Genomic DNA, 19,557 nt, shown 5'->3' with positions numbered 1-19,557 from the left:
GATAGAGAAAATGAACTTAGGGGAATTTGATGGGAAAACAGTTTTAGTAACAGGTGCAGCACAAGGCATAGGCAGTGTCGTTGCCAAAATGTTTTTAGAAAGAGGAGCCACAGTTATTGCGGTTGATCAAAATGAAGAGGGGTTAAATGTACTCTTAAATCAAAATGAATTAAACAATACACGTATGAAAACGTTTCGTTTAGATGTGAGTGATAGCGCCGCTGCTGAAGACATGGTAAATCATATTGCAAATGAAATAGCGCCAATAGATATTTTAATAAATGTTGCAGGGGTTTTACGTATGGGACCAATTCATTCGTTAAGTGATGAAGATTGGAATAAAACATTCTCTGTAAATACGACAGGGGTTTTCAATATGTCCCGAGCGGTAAGTAAAAATATGATGTTAAGAAAATCGGGGGCAATTGTTACAGTCGGTTCAAATGCGGCAAATACGCCAAGAATGGAGATGGCTGCGTATGCTGCGTCAAAGGCCGCAACGACGATGTTTATGAAATGTTTAGGACTAGAGCTTGCGGCATACAATATACGCTGCAACTTAGTTTCTCCAGGTTCTACTGAAACTGAGATGCAAAGATTACTATGGGCTGATGAGAATGGAGCTAAAAATATAATTGCTGGTTCTCAAAATACATATAGACTCGGAATTCCATTACAAAAAATTGCACAACCTTCAGAAGTTGCTGAAGCAGTGTTATTTTTAGCCTCAGATAGAGCAAGTCATATTACAATGCACAATTTATGTGTTGATGGCGGTGCTACGTTAGGAGTTTAATAAAAATTCAGGAGGTTATTATATTATGAATGAACATATAGCTGTAAAGGAATTGTCAGAAAAACTTTTAGAAGATTATAAGACTGAATCTTCATTCTTTTTCGCTTCACCAACTCGAACGATATTAGCAGAAGGAGAGTTTACTACAGTAAAGCATCGTGAAATTGAAAGTTTCCCAGAGCTTGTTCAAGCGAAATTAAGTAATGCGAAACAAGCTGGAAATCCAAATCCTATCGTTGTGGGTGCTTTGCCATTTGATCGTAGAAAAGAAGTCCAACTCATCGTACCAGAATATAGCAGAATTTCTGAGCGTTTACAATTGGATACAACAAATCAGCTTGAAACAAATGAGAATGTAACATTTGAAATGACACCAGTGCCAGACCCTGAAGTATATATGAATGGTGTGAAGCAAGGAATTGAAAAAATACAGGACGGTGATTTAAAGAAAATCGTTCTATCCAGATCGTTAGATGTTAAATCTTCCGAAAAGATTGATAAGCAAAAACTTCTGCGAGAATTAGCAGAGCATAATAAGCATGGTTATACATTTTCTGTAAATTTACCGAAAGATGAAAAAGAGAACAGTAAGACGCTAATTGGAGCAAGCCCTGAATTACTTGTTTCACGTAATGGTATGCAAGTTATTTCTAACCCGTTAGCTGGTTCAAGGCCACGTAGTGAGGACCCAGTAGAAGATAAAAGAAGAGCAGAGGAATTACTTTCTTCGCCAAAAGATTTACATGAACATGCGGTAGTAGTTGAAGCGGTTGCCGCTGCACTTCGTCCGTATTGTCATACATTACATGTTCCAGAAAAGCCATCAGTTATTCATAGTGAAGCGATGTGGCATTTGTCTACAGAAGTGAAAGGTGAACTTAAGGATCCAAATACTTCTTCTTTACAATTAGCAATTGCCCTTCATCCTACGCCAGCAGTTTGCGGAACTCCGATGGAAAAAGCAAGAGAAGCTATACAGCATATTGAGCCATTTGATCGCGAGTTCTTTACAGGAATGCTAGGATGGAGCGATTTAAATGGAGATGGAGAATGGATTGTTACAATTCGTTGTGCTGAAGTACAAGAAAATACACTTCGTTTATATGCAGGAGCTGGAGTTGTTGCTGAGTCAAAACCAGAAGATGAGTTAGCAGAAACATCAGCTAAGTTCCAAACAATGCTAAAAGCTTTAGGGTTAAGAGATAGTTCACTTAATGAAAAATAGGGGGAAGAAAGAATGCTAGTAGGTTATACAGAATGGCCAAAAGAATTTGCCGATCGTTACCGAGAAGCAGGATGTTGGCTTGGTGAAACATTTGGAGGAGTGTTAAGAGAGCGGGCTGAGAAATATGGAGATCGAATCGCGGTTGTAAGTGGTAAGAAGCATATAACATATAGTGAACTTAATAAAAAGGTAGATCGTTTAGCAGCAGGTTTACTGAATTTAGGAATAAAGAAAGAGGACAGAGTTGTAATCCAGTTACCTAACATTATCGAGTTTTTCGAAATATGTTTTGCACTATTTCGAATTGGAGCGCTTCCTGTCTTTGCACTACCTTCACATCGAAGCAGTGAAATTAGTTATTTTTGTGAGTTTGGCGAGGCGAGCGCTTACGTTATTTCAGATAAGGCTCTCGGTTTTGATTATCGAAAATTAGCAAGAGAAGTGAAAGAGAAAGTGCCAACTTTACAACATGTAATTGTAGTGGGAGAAGAAGAAGAGTTTGTGAACATAAATGATCTGTATATGGATCCCGTCTCATTACCAGAAGTTCAGCCAAGTGATGTTGCATTTCTCCAATTATCAGGAGGCACAACAGGTCTTTCTAAATTAATTCCTAGAACACATGATGACTATATTTATAGTTTACGTGTTAGCGCTGAAATTTGTAATTTGAATGCAGAAAGCGTCTATATGGCAGTTCTTCCAGTAGCACACAATTACCCAATGAGTTCTCCAGGGACATTTGGAACTTTCTATGCGGGTGGAAAAGTGGTATTGGCAACTGGTGGTAGTCCAGATGAGGCCTTTGCTCTTATCGAAAAAGAAAAAGTTACAATTACAGCGCTCGTTCCGCCATTAGCAATGATTTGGCTTGATGCTGCATCTTCTCGTAATGCCGATTTATCAAGCCTAGAGATTATTCAAGTAGGTGGTGCTAAGTTTAGCGCTGAGGTTGCAAAACGTATACGTCCTACATTTGGATGTACGTTACAGCAAGTGTTCGGTATGGCGGAAGGATTAGTGAACTATACAAGATTAGATGATCCGGAAGAATTTATTATTTATACACAAGGTAGACCAATGTCTGCACTCGATGAAGTACGAGTTGTTGATGAAAATGACAACGATGTACAACCTGGCGAAGTAGGTAGTTTATTAACAAGAGGTCCATATACAATTCGTGGTTACTATAAAGCCGAAGAGCATAATGCACGATCATTTACAAAGGATGGATTTTATCGCACAGGTGATCTTGTAAAAGTAAATGAACAAGGATACATCATTGTAGAAGGAAGAGATAAAGATCAAATTAACCGCGGTGGTGAGAAAGTTGCTGCGGAAGAAGTTGAAAATCATCTATTAGCACACGATGCGGTCCATGACGTAGCAATTGTATCTATGCCTGACGATTATTTAGGTGAACGCACCTGTGCTTTTGTTATAGCTCGCGGACAAGTTCCAGCAGTAAGTGAATTAAAAATGTTTTTAAGAGAACGTGGTATAGCGGCTTATAAAATTCCAGATCGAATTGAATTTATTGAAGCATTCCCGCAAACAGGAGTCGGAAAAGTCAGCAAAAAAGAACTACGTAAAGTCATTGCTGAAAAGCTTATTACAGTAAAACAATAATAAAAACCGGAAGGAAGTGATTAGATGGCTATCCCATCTATTTCAGTATATAAAATGCCAATTGAATCAGAACTACCAAAAAATAAAGTGAATTGGACGCCAGATCCGAAACGTGCAGTACTTTTAATTCATGACATGCAAGAATATTTTCTTGATGCATATAGCGATAAAGAATCACCAAAAGTAGAACTTATTTCAAATATAAAAATGATAAGAGAAAAATGTAAGGAACTTGGTATACCAGTTGTTTATACAGCACAACCTGGTGGGCAAACGTTAGAACAACGAGGTTTATTACAAGACTTTTGGGGTGACGGTATACCTGCTGGACCAGATAAAAAGAAAATTGTTGATGAACTTACTCCTGATGAGGATGATATATTCCTCACAAAATGGAGATATAGTGCATTTAAAAAGACAAATCTATTAGAAATTTTAAATGAACAAGGAAAAGATCAACTCATTATTTGCGGTATTTATGCGCATATTGGCTGTCTTTTAACAGCTTGTGAAGCATTTATGGATGGTATAGAGCCGTTCTTTGTAGCAGATGCAGTTGCTGATTTTTCACTAGAGCATCATAAACAAGCATTGGAGTATGCATCTAATAGATGTGCAGTAACGACATCAACAAACCTACTGTTAAACGATTTACAAAGTGTAAAAGATGATGAGAGTGAAGGAATCACTATACAGGAAGTGCATGAACTAGTTGCACAACTACTTCGTGAGCCAGTAGAGAGTATTGATATTGATGAGGACTTATTAAATAGAGGGCTTGATTCGGTCAGAATTATGAGTTTAGTAGAGAAGTGGCGTCGTGAAGGGAAAGAAATCACTTTTGCACATTTAGCAGAACGTCCAACTGTTGCAGGTTGGTACAGTTTACTATCTTCACAAACAGCACAGGTGCTGTAACAAATAGACTACATAATAAAGGGGTAGTAAAGAATGCCTAACAGTCAAAAGATTCGTCATTCGTTATCATCTGCGCAGTCTGGTATGTGGTTTGCGCAACAATTAGATCCGCTTAATCCAATTTACAATACTGGGGAATATGTAGAAATAAACGGAAATATTCATCAAGAAATTTTCGAATTAGCTGTACGTAAAGTTGTAATGGAAGCAGAAGCACTTCATGTTCGCTTCGAGGAGGATGAAATTGGCGCATGGCAAGTTATTGAAGAATCACAGTTTCATATGCATTTTATTGACGTTCGTAAAGAAGAAAATCCTGAAGAAGCTGCTAAAGTATGGATGAAAAATGATTTATCTATGCCAGTCGATTTGAAAAAAGATACATTATTTACTGAAGCACTTATTCAAGTTGAAAATAATCGTTTCTTTTGGTATCAGCGCATCCATCACATTGTGATGGATGGCTATGGATTTTCACTTCTTAGCCAAAAAGTGGCGAATGAGTATACATCACTTATAGAAGAAACAAACAAGAATGAAAAGCCGTTTGGTTCTCTTACAAAAGTCGTGCAAGAAGATATTGAGTATCGTGAGTCTAAAAAATTTCAGGAAGATCGTACTTTTTGGTTAGAAAAATTTGCGGATGAACCAGAAGTTGTAAGCTTGGCAGAGCGAGCACCGAGAACATCAAATGGATTTTCACGAGAAACAGCTTATTTATCTAGTTCTAGCACGAAAACTTTATTAGAAGATATCAATATTTCGTTAACAAGTTGGCCGGAATTCATTGTCGCTGTAACAAGTATTTATATGCATAAGTTAACAGGTGCAAATGATATTGTTTTAGGTTTACCGATGATGGGACGTCTAGGTTCGGTATCTATTCATACACCAAGTATGGTAATGAATTTAGTGCCACTTCGTATTACAGTAACTCCAAATATAACTCTTGCGGAATTATTGCAGCAAGTTTCTAAAGAAATCCGAGATGTACGTCGCCATTATAAATACCGTCATGAGGAATTAAGAAGAGACTTAAAGTTACTAGGTGAAAATCAAAGGTTGTTTGGACCGTTAGTGAATGTTATACCTTTTGATTACGGGCTAAATTTTGCTGGGAATCGTGGTATTACGCATAATTTATCAGCAGGACCTGTCGATGATTTATCAATAAATGTATATAAACGTTTTGATCAAAATGAGCTAATGATTCATTTTGATGCAAATCCTGAAGTATATAATGGCGCGGAGCTAGCATTGCATAAAGAAAGATTTATGAGTCTATTTGAATTAGTAGTAAATAATTATGAGAAAAACGAGTCGATTGGAAAAATAAACATTACTCTGCCTGAAGAAAATCATAAAGTTTTATTGGAATGGAATGAAACGAAGGAAGACGATGAGTTAATCAGTCTGCCTATATCATTTGAAAAACAAGTGCAAAAAAATCCCAATAAACTAGCCATTACTTGTGACGGTGTAAACCTTACGTATAAAGAGCTAAATGAACGAGCGAATGAACTAGCACATTATTTAGTAGAAGAAGGAATACGACCAAACCAATTTGTAGCTTTAGTATTCCCTAGATCAATAGAAATGGTAGTTAGTATGCTAGCAGTCTTAAAGGCTGGTGCAGCGTATTTACCAATAGATCCAGAATACCCAGCAGAAAGAATTAATTATATAGTAAATGATGCAAAACCAGTTTGTATCATAACATATTCATCTGTTTCATCTAAGTTAGTTATAGAAAATGATATGAAAAAAATTGTATTAGATGAAGAAGAAACGAAACTAGCGTTACATACATATTCTCGTATGAATATAGCATGTAAGAATGATGTATCACTTTTAAACCCAGCCTATACAATATATACTTCAGGCTCAACAGGAAACCCAAAAGGTGTAATTGTTCCTATGAGAGGTTTAAGTAACTTTTTAATGGCTATGCAACAAAAGTTTTCATTAAATGAAAATGATCATTTATTAGCAGTTACAACGTTTGCGTTTGATATTTCTGCTCTAGAAATTTATTTACCTCTTATTAGTGGTGCAAGTTTAACAATTGCGCAAAAAGAAGACATACAAGAGCCATCAGCATTAACGACACTTTTACAAGAAGAAAGAGTGACCATTATGCAGGCTACACCGACGCTTTGGCAGGCGTTAGTAACTGATTATCCAGAGAAGCTACAAGGGCTAAATATACTAGTTGGTGGTGAAGCTCTTCCAGCGCATTTAGCAAATAAATTAAAAGAATTAGGTTGCTCAATAACTAATTTATATGGACCAACTGAAACGACGATTTGGTCTACTTTTATGAACATTGATGAAGGTGAAAAGGGTATACCTCCTATTGGAAAGCCAATTTGCAATACAGAAGTGTATGTATTGGATGCAGGGTTACAACCAGTTCCACCTGGAGTTATTGGGGAATTATATATTGCAGGGGAGGGACTTGCAAGCGGATATTTAGGAAAACCTGAGTTAACAGCTGAACGGTTTATTGCAAATCCTTATGGAGAATCAGGGAAGCGCATGTACCGTACAGGAGATCTTGTGAAATGGCGTAGTGATGGTGCGTTAGAGTACATTAGTCGCGCAGATCATCAAATTAAAATTCGTGGATTCCGAATTGAATTAGCTGAAATTGAAACGGTATTACAACGACATGAAAATATTCAACAAGCGGTAGTAATGGTACGAGAAGATCGTCCAAATGATAAACGCATCATTGCGTATATCGTTGCAGAAGAAAAGGAACCGATTAATCTTTCAGAAATTCGTTCTTATGTTTCAGAAAGTTTAGCGAATTATATGATACCATCGGCATTTGTTGTGCTAGAAGAATTACCATTAACGCCAAATGGTAAGGTTGACAGAAAGAAATTACCTGCTCCTGATTTTAATGGAATGCACAATGAGAGAGTTGCTAGAAATCCGAAAGAAGAAATATTATGTGATTTATTTGCAGAAGTACTTGGTGTTTCTCGAATTAGCATTGATGATAATTTCTTTGAAATGGGTGGACATTCACTTCTCGCATCTCGTTTAATGGCAAGGATTCGTGAAACGTTAAGTGTGGAATTAGGAATCGGGAAACTATTTGAATCACCAACTGTTGCCGAACTGGCGAAACAATTAAACGATGCAAAAAGTGCAAGACCAGCTATTCAGAAAGCAAGTAGGCCAAATGAAGTTCCACTTTCATTTGCACAGCGCAGGTTATGGTTCTTAAATTGTTTAGAAGGTCCAAGTCCTACTTATAATATTCCGCTAGTCATTCGTATGAATGGAATATTGAATCGGGAAGCATTACAAGGTGCTTTTTATGATGTAGTTGAGAAACATGAAACACTTAGAACAATTTTCCCTAACGTATTAGGTAGTTCCTATCAGAGAATTTTAGATATGGAAAACTTAAATCTAGAAATGGTTATAACTAATACATGTAAAGATGAATTAGAAAGTGTACTTTCAGAGGCGGTAAGATATAGCTTTAACCTCGATTTTGAGCCGGCAGTTCGTTTACAACTTTTTACAGTGAGTGAAAACGAACATGTATTATTAATTTTATTACATCATATTGTAGGTGATGGCTGGTCATTACAGCCGTTAACGAGAGACTTTGCAGCGTCGTATAAAGCGCGATGTCAAGGTGACAGAGTTCAGCTGGAGACACTACCAGTTCAATACGCAGATTATGCACTTTGGCAACAGCAATTGCTAGGTGATGAAACGACACCAGAGAGTCTTATTTCAACACAATTAGATTTTTGGAAAGAAGAACTTAAAGGTTTACCAGACCAAATGGAGTTACCTACAGATTTCCAGCGTCCAATTGAGACGAGTTACCGCGGGGAAACAATTCATTTTCATATAGATGAAGGTATGCATAGTAGGTTAGTAGAGCTTGCACGTAAAAATGGAGTTAGTTTGTTTATGGTATTGCAAGCAGGGCTTAGTGCACTATTTACAAGATTAGGTGCAGGCACTGATATACCAATTGGAAGTCCGATTGCTGGAAGAAATGATGATGTACTTTCAGATATTGTTGGTTTATTTGTAAATACATTAGTGTTACGTACAAATACGTCAGGAGATCCAAGTTTTAAAGAATTATTAAATAGAGTGAAGCAGGTAAATCTTGCAGCTTATGAAAATCAAGATGTTCCATTTGAAAGGCTTGTTGAAGTGTTAAATCCAGTACGTACTCGAAACAGCCACCCGTTGTTTCAAGTTATGTTAGCTTTTCAAAATACACCAGAAGCAACGTTTCATGTACCAGGTTTAGAAGCGAGCCTTGAAATTCAAAGCGTCGGTTCTGCAAAATTTGATTTAACATTTGAAATTAGTGAGAGTAACGGGGTTGATGGTACTCCGAACGGTTTACATGGATTACTAGAGTTTAGTACCGATTTATATAAACGTGAAACGGTTCAAAAACTAATAGAACGATTCATTTTGTTATTAGATGATGCAGCTACAAATCCGGATCAATCAATTGGCAGATTAGAAATATTAACTGTAGCAGAGAAAAATACAGTGTTAGAAAAGTGGAATGGTGGTTTTCAAATTGCACCAGAAATGACATTGCCACAATTGTTTGAAAAGCAGGTTCATATAAATCCAAATTCTATTGCTGTTGTCTTTGAAGATAAGAAATTAACTTATAAAGAGTTAAATAGAAAAGCAAATAAAATAGCTCGATTCCTAATAGCAAAAGGGATTGGTCCTGATCAACTCGTTGCTTTAGCGATGCCAAGATCATTAAACATGGTTGTAAGCTTATTAGCTGTTCTTAAAGCTGGTGCTGGATACCTTCCGTTAGATCCAGATTACCCAGCAGACCGCATTTCATTTATGCTACACGATGCGAAACCAACATGTGTTTTAACGAATTCAGAAGTGGAATTTGAATGTGATGAGGCACTAAAAGTTTTAGTTGATGATGTAAAAGTAATAGCAGAAGTTGAGAAATATAGTGAAGAAAATATTGATGAAGTAGAACGCATTAAGCCATTATCTCCATCACATATTGCTTACGTTATTTATACGTCAGGCTCAACGGGTAGACCGAAAGGCGTTATGATACCTCATCAAAATGTAGTAAGACTTTTAGGAGCAACTGATCATTGGTTCCAGTTTGACGGAAACGATGTTTGGACGATGTTCCATTCATACGCTTTTGATTTCTCTGTTTGGGAAATTTGGGGACCTTTATTATACGGAGGGCGTTTAGTTGTAGTGCCACATACTGTAAGTCGCTCACCGAAAGAATTTTTACAGCTTCTTGTTAAAGAAAAGGTTACGGTTTTAAACCAAACTCCATCAGCGTTCTATCAATTGATGCAAGCAGATCGTGAAAATGAAGAGATTGGCCAAAAATTATCTTTACGATATGTTGTTTTTGGAGGAGAAGCACTTGAGCTAAGTCGCTTAGAAGATTGGTATAGTCGACATCCTCATAACGCACCAAAGCTTATTAATATGTACGGTATTACGGAGACGACAGTACATGTTAGTTATATTGAATTAGATGAAACTATCGTCTCTTTACGAGCAAATAGTTTAATTGGGTGCAGTATACCTGACCTTAAAGTGTATGTGTTAGACAACTATTTACAACCAGTGCCACCTGGAGTAGTTGGAGAAATGTATGTTGCAGGTGCAGGGCTTGCGCGTGGATATTTAGGAAGAGCAGGATTAACGGCTGAACGCTTTATCGCAGATCCATTTGGCAAGCCAGGTACAAGAATGTATCGTACAGGAGACTTAGCTCGCTGGCGTAAAGATGGGACGCTAGATTATATAGGACGTGCAGATCATCAAATCAAAATTCGTGGGTTCCGAATTGAATTAGGAGAAATAGAAGCAGTCATAATGAAGCACCCTAAAGTTGAGCAAGTAGCCGTTATTGTACGGGAAGATCAACCAGGGGATAAACGGTTAGTTTCTTATATCGTTGCATCAAATAATGAAGCGATTGATACGAATGAAATGCGTCAGTTTGCTAGTGGTAGTTTACCAGATTATATGGTTCCATACGCTTTTGTAGTAGTAAATGAGTTACCTTTAACTCCAAACGGTAAATTAGATAGAAAGGTATTGCCAGCTCCAGAATTTATCGCATCATCTTCTAGTCGTGGTCCAAGAACACCGCAAGAAGAAATGTTATGTGACTTGTTTACAGAAGTGCTAAGTGTACCTCAAATTGGAATTGATGACGGATTCTTTGATCTTGGTGGCCATTCACTCCTTGCAGTGCAGCTTATGAGCCGCATGAAAGAGGCGCTTGGAGTGGAACTAAATATTGGCACTTTATTTGCAGCACCGACTGTTGCAGGGTTAGCTGAAAGACTTGAGATGGGGAATGGTCAAAGTGCACTTGATGTGTTGCTTCCATTACGAGCAAGCGGGGATCAATTACCACTATTTTGTGTACATCCAGCAGGTGGATTAAGTTGGTGCTATGCAGGACTTATGAAATCTTTAGGAACAGATTATCCAATCTATGGTGTACAAGCACGTGGTATCGCTAAAAATGAAGAACTTCCAAAAAGTTTAGAGGAGATGGCGGCGGATTACTTGAAACACGTTCGTGAAGTACAGCCTCATGGACCATATCGTTTATTAGGTTGGTCGCTTGGAGGAAATGTTGTGCATGCAATGGCAGCGCAATTACAAAATGAAGGGGAAGAAGTAGAATTACTCGTTATGCTTGATTCTTATCCTGGACACTTCTTACCGAATACGGAAGCGCCTACTGAAGAGGAAGCGTTAATCGCATTACTTGCTTTAGGCGGATATGACCCAGATAACATGGATGGTAAACCACTTACAATGGAAAGTGCAGTTGAAATCCTTCGTAAAGATGGAAGTGCATTAGCAAGTCTTGAAGAAGAGACTATATTGAACTTGAAAGAAACATATGTAAATTCAGTAGGGTTGTTAGGGAAATATGTACCGAAAGTTTATAACGGAGATATCTTATTCTTTAGATCTACTGTTATACCAGACTGGTTTGATCCTATTTCTCCAAATACGTGGTTAAATTATTTAGATGGGCAAATTGTGCAGCACGATGTTGATTGTAGACATAAAGATCTATGTCAGCCAGGTCCACTTACGGAAATTGGACAAGTATTAGCGAAATATTTGCAGAATAAGAAAGGGGTAAGTAGAGTATGACGAATCCATTTGAAAATGATAATTACACATATAAAGTATTAATAAATGAGGAGGGCCAGTATTCTCTCTGGCCTGCTTTTCTCGATGTACCTATTGGCTGGAATGTCGTATATGAAGAAGCTAGTAGGCAGAGTTGCTTAGAATATGTTGAATATAACTGGAAAGATTTGAATCCACAAGGTAATCAAGTTCGCGAAAAAACATTAGTAGGAAAACGATAATGAAAGAAAAACTAAATCCAAAAGTAGTTGTAAGTATCGTTTATATAACTGCGATGTTTATGGCTGCGATGGACGCAACGATTGTAAATGTAGCACTGCAAACGATAAGTAGAGAACTACAAGTACCTCCATCTGCAATGGGGACGGTGAATGTTGGGTATTTAGTTAGTTTAGCTGTTTTCCTTCCGATTTCTGGTTGGTTAGGAGATCGTTTTGGTACGAAAAGAGTATTTTTAATTGCTCTTTTCGTATTTACAATTGCATCTGCTTTATGCGGAATGGCTAACGATATTACTTCATTGAATATTTTCCGTATTATTCAAGGTGCTGGCGGAGGGCTTTTAACACCGGTTGGAATGGCGATGTTATTTCGAACATTTTCACCCGAGGAAAGACCGAAGATTTCCCGGTTCATTATACTTCCAATTGCTGTAGCACCAGCAATTGGTCCTATCATCGGTGGTTTCTTTGTAGATCAAATGTCTTGGCGTTGGGCATTTTATATTAATCTACCGTTTGGAATCGTTGCATTGCTATTTGGACTTCTATTTTTAGCAGAACATGTTGAAAAATCAGCTGGTCGCTTTGATTCGCTCGGCTTTATTTTATCAGCACCAGGATTTGCGATGCTCATATATGCACTCAGTCAGGGACCATCAAAAGGGTGGATTTCTCCAGAAATTATGAGTACTGGGATAGCTGGGGTTGTATTCATTACATTGTTTATAATTGTAGAACTGAAAGTAAAGCAACCGATGTTAGATTTACGCTTATTAAAAGAACCAGTCTTTAGAAAGATGAGCATTATATCATTATTTTCATCAGCTGGTTTATTAGGAATGTTATTTGTTTTTCCTCTTATGTATCAAAATGTGATAGGAGTTTCTGCACTGGAATCAGGACTTACGACATTTCCAGAGGCGATTGGATTAATGATTTCTTCACAAATTGTACCATGGTCATATAAGAAATTAGGAGCTCGAAAGGTAATTTCTATTGGATTAATATGTACGGCGGTTATATTTGTTTTATTGAGTTTTGTAAATCACGATACGAATCCGTGGCAAATCCGGGCATTATTGTTTGGTATCGGTATTTTCTTAGGTCAATCTGTCGGTGCGGTTCAATTTTCTGCCTTTAACAATATCACGCCGCCTTCTATGGGGAGAGCGACTACTATATTCAATGTGCAAAATCGACTAGGTTCAGCAATAGGAGTAGCGTTTTTAGCTAGTATACTAGCTGTTTTTGGAGGTAATAACGTTCAATCCGATTTTTTACCATATCAAGCAGCATTAATTGGGTCAGCAATATTTTTGCTCATAGCACTACTATTTTCTTTACGTATTTCCGATAAAGAGGTAATGTCAAAGAAGAAAGAAAAAACATTATCTGTATCAGAAAAAGAGAAAGTACTTGTCAATGAATAACAATATACGTATGCTTTTTTATGAAAATTGATATTCGTTGAATAAAGGAGAGTTTACATGATAGAAAGTAAAGTTGTAGATTCTATTCCAACTTTGAATGAGAATGATTGTCAAATATGGTGGGCAAGAATTTCGGATTTACAATCATGGCATTACAATTTACTAAATGATATAGAGCGAGAGAAAGCAAATTCGTATCATCATTCGGCAGATCGAGCTCGTTTTATAATAGGTTGCGTAATAAGTAGATTAGTTCTCGGCAAGATACTTTCTATGTCACCAGTCCAAGTACCAATTGATCGAATGTGCTCAGTATGTAAATTGCAGCATGGAAGACCACAATTACCAGAAGGTATGCCGCAATTATCCGTTTCGCATTCAGGTGAGTGGGTTGTCGTTGCATTTACAAAATCTGCACCTGTTGGCATAGATGTAGAACAAATGAATCCAAGTATAGATGTTATGAAAATGGCAGAAGGTGTATTAACAGACATTGAAATAGCGCAAGTTATGAAACTGCCAAATGAACAGAAAATAGAAGGTTTTTTAACATATTGGACTCGAAAAGAAGCGGTGCTGAAAGCGACAGGTGAAGGACTAATGATTCCACCAGTACATATTACAGTATCAGCTCCAAATGATCCTCCAAACTTGTTGGTTTTTAAGGATAGACAAGAGTTAGCAAGTAATACAATGATGGAAGATGTAAGGCCTAGTTTAGATTATAGGGCTTCTGTTGCAATATTCAGTAAGGAAGTGACTGAAATTACGCAATTAGACGCGGCAGCACTTTTAAATCTTAAATAAAAAAATTACAGAAGAGGTGTTCCTCATGTTAGTAGCGGAAAATAGAAAGAATGAATTCACTTATAATGTACAAGCAATTAAAAATATTTTATTTTCTGGAGATACATCATCCATTCATGCTTTAGAAAAGCTTTTAAATGATACAGTTCAGTTTGATGTTCTTGAACAAGAGGCACTTGGTAGACAGTACATTCCGAAAGAAGCAAAGAATTTTTTTGATAAAGATGGAACATTTCTTTACCGTGTATCTAATGTTAGTTATAAAGGAAAGGTGTTATCTGAAAATCTAATTTTTGCAGACACTTCGTTTTTACCGGACGCAATAAAGAGTGAATTAGAGAGTGGAAATATTCCTGTTGAAAAGCTTATAGAAAAGATGGAAGTAAGAAGAAACGTATTATATGAAGGATATCAGCCATCTGGAAATATTATTGAATTGTTTGATGGATGTTCTGTTACAGCGAATGTGTATCCAACTAGAAAGTATCAAATTGTAAGTAACTGCAAATGTGTATTTTATATTTGTGAAGTGTATCATGCAGAGAATATAAAGCAATTACTTAAATAAAAACAAGAAACCAGCCTATAAAATGGCTGGTTTCTTGTTTTTATTTAACAGCTTCTTTTAATTCTTTACCTGCTTTAAATGCAGGAACTTTACCAGCGGCGATTTGAATTTCTTCGCCAGTTTGCGGATTACGTCCTGTACGAGCAGATCTTTCGCGTACTTCAAAAGTTCCAAACCCGATTAGTTGAACTTTATCTCCAGATTGTAATGCATTAGCAATTGTGTCAAATACGGATTGTACAGCTGCAGAAGCGTCCTTTTGAGAAATATCAGCTGATTGAGCTACGTTTTTAATTAATTCTGTTTTGTTCATGTTTTCACCTCATAAAAAAATTTTTGGAATGAATGTTTTAGTATAATAGATAGTAAAGATAAAGCTATCACTATGATTAGAAAGAATACTATATAATTATGTTAATTTCGTTGCAAGAGACTGAATCCCTTCTATTATTTAGGGATTAATTAAGAATCGATGCATATAAAAAGCTTTAATATGAGGATGAGGGGGAGTATACGAATGATTTTTCGTGAAAAAAATGAGAAGGAAAGTATTTTAATTCGTCAACATGATCATGGTTTTTTAGCTGGAGAGATTGCAAAGCATATAAAAGAAGACTTTTTTGAAGATAAAACATATTTAAAAGAAACAGTTGATGCAATATATGAGCATGACAGAGGATGGATAGAGCTTGATAAAGTACCAATTTTGAATGATGCTAAAAATATTCCATATACATTTATGGATTGTCCAAGCCCATTACGTTTTGCTTTTTATACGATTGGATTGAATGAAATTGAAAATTCTAATCCATACGGGGCATTGCTTTGTAGTAAACATTTTTTATCATTTCCACTAAACGAGGAAGATGAAGAGATGATGTCATTTTATAAACATGAATTAGAACGACAAAAAAGAATTTTGAAAACGTTAACAAAGGAACAGTTTGCGATGTTCGATAAGCATTATAGATTATTAAAGTTTTGTGATGAACTTTCTTTATACGTATGTATGAATAAGCCTGGTGTCAAAAAGAAAGATGAAATTGACTTATTTAAAGATGGTTTTGAAGGAACAGAAATGTTTAATAGTAAAGAGGAGAAACTTATTCAAGCTCAATGGGTGGACGAGGAAACAATTCGGATTACACCATTTCCATTTCAAACGGAATTTTATACGTATGTAAAATATAAAACGATAAATAAGCATGAAATGAAAGAAAAAGGGATTGCAAAGGCTGATAGAGAATCAGAAATGAAGAAACAAACCATTCGTTTCATACAATAAGGAGGTAATATAAATTGAAAGAGTATATATTAAAACAGTGTGATTATCATGCTTGGGCTAATACTAGATTATTCAATCGATTAAAAGAGTTACCAAACTATGAGACAATTTTTAATGAGCAGATACAGAGTGTATTCCCATCCATTAAGGATACTTTTGTGCATATTTATATTACAGATCAAGTGTGGTTACATATATTGCATGGTAAAAGTATGAATGAAGCAATACAAGACCGAGAAGATTTACGAAAACAAATTGAAACTAAATCGTTACATGAATTAGAAAAAATGTTTGAAAACATGGCAAATCAATATAAAGAGTTTTTAATTACAATACAAGATGTGAATGCTGTATTTGTTATTGAGAATCCATACGTAGGGAAATTAGAAACTTCGATTTTAGAATTAGTGCAACATGTCGTAAATCATGGTACATATCATAGAGGAAATATAACAGCGATGATTCGTCAACTTGGTCATTCATCGACAATGATGGATTTTGTACTGTATTTACATATGGTTAAAAAGCAGGGAGAGTAATATAGTTTGTAAGAAGGAGAGGCTTTAATTATAGAAGTCTCTCCTTCTATTTTATTCTGCATTCATGGTAGATCGACTGATTAAAGTTTTCTTAAGAAGCTTTATTTTCTTGTAATTGCTTAGCGTATTGTACAGCCTTATATGCATTGACTCTACCGTTTTTCCAGTACGTACCTGTACCACTAATTTTATCAGTAGTAGACTCAATAATTTGGCGGATTTGTGTATTGCTATATCCTTGATTTGCTAAAAGAGCTGCGACTCCTGCAACATGAGGTGTTGCCATAGATGTACCACTTAATGATTGATACGTGCTTCCTTTATATGTTGAATATATATTTGAACCTGGTGCTGCAACATCTACCCAGCTACCATAAGTAGAGAATGAAGATTTTCTATCTGATTGATCTGTAGAAGCAACTGCAATTACTTCGCTGTAATAAGCAGGGTAATTAGCTTTTGTATTTCCAGCATTTCCAGCAGCTGCAACTATAACAGAGCCTTTATTCCATGCATATTGAACGGCTTGTTGTAATGCAGTACCACCATTTGGAGCTCCTAAACTTAAACTAATTACTTTTGCACCCGAATCAGCAGCTTCTCGAATACCTTGCGCTACAGCATCAAGAGTACCACTTCCTTGATTATCTAATACGCGGACAGCATAAATTGAAGTTTGTGGGGCAACACCAGCAATTCCGACGCTGTTATTCGTAAGTGCTCCAGTAATTCCAGCGCAATGTGTACCATGACCATTACCATCATCAGATGTATTGTCGTTATCAACATAATCATGCCCGTAAATTACTTTCGAAGCCAGATCAGGGTGTGAGCCTTGAACTCCTGTATCAATAATAGCTACTTTTACACCAGGATCACTTCGTTGGCTATCCCAAGCTTGTGGAGCTTGAATCTTTTGTAACCCGTATTGATTATTAAAATATGGGTCGTTTGGAGTCCAAAAGGCGTGAACGTAATAATTCGGTTCTGCATATTCCACATCTGGATTATTTTTATAGCTCTTTATTTTTTCTTTTACAGTACCTTTTGAAAATTGTACGACTTCAAAACCTAACTTATCATCTTTAGATAAGACATTAGCTCCGACAGATTTATGAAAAGATTGCACATTACTTAAAGATGCATTTTGTTTGAACTTAACGATTAATTGGTTAGGAACGTAATCAGTAGATGATGTTTCAGCGCTTGAAGTATTCGTGTTAAAGAAGAAACCACCAATAATAAATGACAAAACAGATAGGAAAACGATGATTTTGTTTTTCAAAAGATTTTTCCTCCCTTTTCTTGGATGAGTTTTTCAGTGACACCTTAATGTCGCATTCCTTTTCAACTATATAGTTAAACCATACGATTTATGACATTTATGTGAAAAACTTTTGAAGGAATAAAAAGGAGTAAATATTGATATAAATATATTTTTAATGATAGTAATTAAGTAAAAGAGGGGATGAAAAAAGGAACGCTCATCATGTATGAGTCATTCCTTTTTTCATAGATTAACTTGCCTGTTTTTTATTATTTTCTTTCAATTTCTCTGCTTGTAAAAAGCGATTCGTTTCAGCAACAACAATACTACTTAATCCAATTAGACCAATCAAGTTTGGAATTGCCATAAGTCCATTTGCAATATCAGCAAATGTCCATACGATTCCTAGCTTTAAATTAGCACCAATTGCAATCATAACAATAAAGATTGCTTTATAATATTTAACTGCACTTTCTCCGAATAAATAAGCTACACATTTTTCTCCATAATACGACCAGCCTAAAATAGTAGAGTAGGCAAATAAAATAATTGCGATACCGAGAATCATACTACCAGCAGTACCAAATACAGATTGGAATGCAAGTGTTGTAGCTTCAACGCCAGTTTTACCAGATCTCCAAGCACCTGTAGTAATTAATACTAGTCCTGTAATTGTACATACAATAAACGTATCTAGAAAAGTACCAGTCATTGAAACTAAAGCTTGCTTTGCAGGCGAATCAGTTTTTGCCGCCGCCGCGGCAATAGGGGCACTCCCTAAACCAGCTTCGTTCGCAAATACACCACGCGCCATTCCGATTTGAATAGCTGATGCAACTGTTGCCCCAATAAAACCACCAGCAGCTGCTGTACCATTAAATGCACCAAAAAAAATAAGTGAAAATGCTTCTGGAATTTGGTCGTAGTGATAGAAAATAATTATAAGACCAGCAATTATATAAAAGAAAGCTTTAATAGGAACGACATATCCCGTCACTTTCCCAATTTTTTTTACACCGCCTAAAATAACAATTGCGATTAAAAATGACATTACTATACCAGTTAAAGCAGGAGGGAAAGAGAAATTAATTCGCATTGCCTCTGCAACTGAGTTAGATTGCACCATATTACCAATACCGAAAGAAGCAGTTGAGCCGAATATAGCGAATAATACTGCCAGCCATTTCTTACCTAAACCACGCTCTAAATAATACATTGGTCCACCTGAATATTCACCATTTTCATTACTAACACGGTATTTTACTGCAAGTATTGCCTCGGCATACTTTGTTGCCATACCGAATAAAGCGGTAATCCACATCCAAAATATTGCACCAGGACCACCAATTGTAACCGCTGTTGCAACACCGGCTATATTTCCCATACCAATCGTTGCGGCCATAGCTGTCATAAGTGCTTGGAAGTGACTAATATCTCCAGAAGAAGAGGTATCTTCTGATTTTTTAAATGCTAGTTTGTGAGCGTATAATAGTTTACTAAACTGTAAACCTTTTAAACGCACTGTGAGAATGATACCTGTTCCAACGAGTAGCAACAAAGTTGGTAATCCCCACACGTATTGATTCATTTGTTCTAATACTTTACTTACTGTCTCCATCTTTATTCTCCTTTATTTAGAAAAAATAAAAACCACTTCAAGTAAATGAAATGGTCTCTGGAG

At 36.4% G+C, this 19,557-nt stretch carries 14 protein-coding genes; 11 read left to right on the top strand and 3 right to left on the bottom strand.

Annotated elements, in window-relative coordinates:
• Nucleotides 1–10 precede the first annotated feature (10 nt).
• Genes dhbA through QCI79_RS01195 form a run of 9 tightly spaced genes read left to right on the top strand, consistent with a single transcriptional unit; the run spans nucleotide 11 to nucleotide 14,785 of the window.
• Nucleotides 11–796 (top strand): 2,3-dihydro-2,3-dihydroxybenzoate dehydrogenase, encoded by a 786-nt coding sequence (gene dhbA, locus QCI79_RS01235; RefSeq protein ID WP_001048428.1) that lies wholly within the window; start codon nucleotides 11–13, stop codon nucleotides 794–796.
• A gap of 25 nt (nucleotides 797–821) precedes the next feature.
• The gene (gene dhbC / locus QCI79_RS01230) at nucleotides 822–2,021 is read left to right on the top strand and encodes an isochorismate synthase DhbC (protein WP_001002073.1); all 1,200 of its coding nucleotides are present in this window, start codon (nucleotides 822–824) and stop codon (nucleotides 2,019–2,021) included.
• A 12-nt stretch (nucleotides 2,022–2,033) separates the two neighbouring features.
• A complete protein-coding gene (locus QCI79_RS01225) occupies nucleotides 2,034–3,650 on the top strand; it encodes a (2,3-dihydroxybenzoyl)adenylate synthase (protein ID WP_000960118.1) in 1,617 nt (538 codons plus the stop codon).
• A 24-nt stretch (nucleotides 3,651–3,674) separates the two neighbouring features.
• Nucleotides 3,675–4,568 carry an isochorismatase family protein gene (locus QCI79_RS01220; RefSeq protein ID WP_001007253.1) on the top strand — a complete coding sequence of 298 codons (894 nt, stop codon included), beginning with the start codon at nucleotides 3,675–3,677 and terminating at the stop codon, nucleotides 4,566–4,568.
• Between the two features lie 33 nt (nucleotides 4,569–4,601).
• Nucleotides 4,602–11,759: an amino acid adenylation domain-containing protein gene (locus tag QCI79_RS01215; protein WP_001133923.1), complete on the top strand. Its 7,158-nt coding sequence runs from the start codon at nucleotides 4,602–4,604 to the stop codon at nucleotides 11,757–11,759.
• On the top strand, nucleotides 11,756–11,980 hold the full coding sequence (locus tag QCI79_RS01210; RefSeq protein WP_000184059.1) for an MbtH family protein: 225 nt from the start codon (nucleotides 11,756–11,758) through the stop codon (nucleotides 11,978–11,980). Before QCI79_RS01215 ends, QCI79_RS01210 begins: the two co-directional genes overlap by 4 nt.
• Entirely contained in the window at nucleotides 11,980–13,410 is a 1,431-nt protein-coding gene (locus QCI79_RS01205) for an MDR family MFS transporter (protein ID WP_000660199.1), read from the top strand. The genes QCI79_RS01210 and QCI79_RS01205 overlap by 1 nt, the downstream gene beginning before the upstream one ends.
• A 57-nt stretch (nucleotides 13,411–13,467) precedes the next feature.
• Nucleotides 13,468–14,217 (top strand): 4'-phosphopantetheinyl transferase Sfp, encoded by a 750-nt coding sequence (gene sfp / locus QCI79_RS01200; RefSeq protein WP_000572999.1) that lies wholly within the window; start codon nucleotides 13,468–13,470, stop codon nucleotides 14,215–14,217.
• A 25-nt stretch (nucleotides 14,218–14,242) separates the two neighbouring features.
• Nucleotides 14,243–14,785, top strand: a complete 543-nt coding sequence (locus QCI79_RS01195) for a hypothetical protein (protein WP_000959126.1) — start codon at nucleotides 14,243–14,245, stop codon at nucleotides 14,783–14,785.
• A gap of 40 nt (nucleotides 14,786–14,825) precedes the next feature.
• On the opposite strand, the gene QCI79_RS01190 is transcribed toward QCI79_RS01195, so the two are convergent.
• Nucleotides 14,826–15,098: an HU family DNA-binding protein gene (locus QCI79_RS01190; protein WP_001043905.1), complete on the bottom strand. Its 273-nt coding sequence runs from the start codon at nucleotides 15,096–15,098 to the stop codon at nucleotides 14,826–14,828.
• Nucleotides 15,099–15,302: 204 nt separating this feature from the next.
• On the opposite strand from QCI79_RS01190, the gene QCI79_RS01185 reads away from it, so the two are divergent.
• Complete coding sequence (locus QCI79_RS01185; protein WP_000577279.1) at nucleotides 15,303–16,070, top strand: DUF3891 family protein; 768 nt, start codon at nucleotides 15,303–15,305, stop codon at nucleotides 16,068–16,070.
• A gap of 14 nt (nucleotides 16,071–16,084) precedes the next feature.
• Entirely contained in the window at nucleotides 16,085–16,609 is a 525-nt protein-coding gene (locus QCI79_RS01180) for a DinB family protein (protein ID WP_000666155.1), read from the top strand.
• 91 nt (nucleotides 16,610–16,700) lie between these two features.
• On the opposite strand, the gene QCI79_RS01175 is transcribed toward QCI79_RS01180, so the two are convergent.
• Both QCI79_RS01175 and QCI79_RS01170 read right to left on the bottom strand, forming a co-directional pair.
• Nucleotides 16,701–17,894 carry a S8 family peptidase gene (locus tag QCI79_RS01175; protein ID WP_000790937.1) on the bottom strand — a complete coding sequence of 398 codons (1,194 nt, stop codon included), beginning with the start codon at nucleotides 17,892–17,894 and terminating at the stop codon, nucleotides 16,701–16,703.
• A gap of 232 nt (nucleotides 17,895–18,126) precedes the next feature.
• Nucleotides 18,127–19,494: an alanine/glycine:cation symporter family protein gene (locus tag QCI79_RS01170; protein WP_000451047.1), complete on the bottom strand. Its 1,368-nt coding sequence runs from the start codon at nucleotides 19,492–19,494 to the stop codon at nucleotides 18,127–18,129.
• Between the last annotated feature and the right edge of the window lie 63 nt (nucleotides 19,495–19,557).

The organism is Bacillus cereus group sp. MG1 (assembly GCF_040460035.1).
GTDB lineage: Bacteria > Bacillota > Bacilli > Bacillales > Bacillaceae_G > Bacillus_A > Bacillus_A cereus.
Note: the sequence above shows the minus strand (reverse complement) of the source record. Positions and strands in the feature narration are given on the sequence as shown.

Bases quoted from the DNA above. Each gene is read 5' to 3' on its own strand.
- dhbA (WP_001048428.1), top strand. From the start codon at position 11: ATGAACTTAGGGGAATTTGATGGGAAAACAGTTTTAGTAACAGGTGCA.
- dhbC (WP_001002073.1), top strand. From the start codon at position 822: ATGAATGAACATATAGCTGTAAAGGAATTGTCAGAAAAACTTTTAGAA.
- QCI79_RS01225 (WP_000960118.1), top strand. From the start codon at position 2,034: ATGCTAGTAGGTTATACAGAATGGCCAAAAGAATTTGCCGATCGTTAC.
- QCI79_RS01220 (WP_001007253.1), top strand. From the start codon at position 3,675: ATGGCTATCCCATCTATTTCAGTATATAAAATGCCAATTGAATCAGAA.
- QCI79_RS01215 (WP_001133923.1), top strand. From the start codon at position 4,602: ATGCCTAACAGTCAAAAGATTCGTCATTCGTTATCATCTGCGCAGTCT.
- QCI79_RS01210 (WP_000184059.1), top strand. From the start codon at position 11,756: ATGACGAATCCATTTGAAAATGATAATTACACATATAAAGTATTAATA.
- QCI79_RS01205 (WP_000660199.1), top strand. From the start codon at position 11,980: ATGAAAGAAAAACTAAATCCAAAAGTAGTTGTAAGTATCGTTTATATA.
- sfp (WP_000572999.1), top strand. From the start codon at position 13,468: ATGATAGAAAGTAAAGTTGTAGATTCTATTCCAACTTTGAATGAGAAT.
- QCI79_RS01195 (WP_000959126.1), top strand. From the start codon at position 14,243: ATGTTAGTAGCGGAAAATAGAAAGAATGAATTCACTTATAATGTACAA.
- QCI79_RS01190 (WP_001043905.1), bottom strand. From the start codon at position 15,098: ATGAACAAAACAGAATTAATTAAAAACGTAGCTCAATCAGCTGATATT.
- QCI79_RS01185 (WP_000577279.1), top strand. From the start codon at position 15,303: ATGATTTTTCGTGAAAAAAATGAGAAGGAAAGTATTTTAATTCGTCAA.
- QCI79_RS01170 (WP_000451047.1), bottom strand. From the start codon at position 19,494: ATGGAGACAGTAAGTAAAGTATTAGAACAAATGAATCAATACGTGTGG.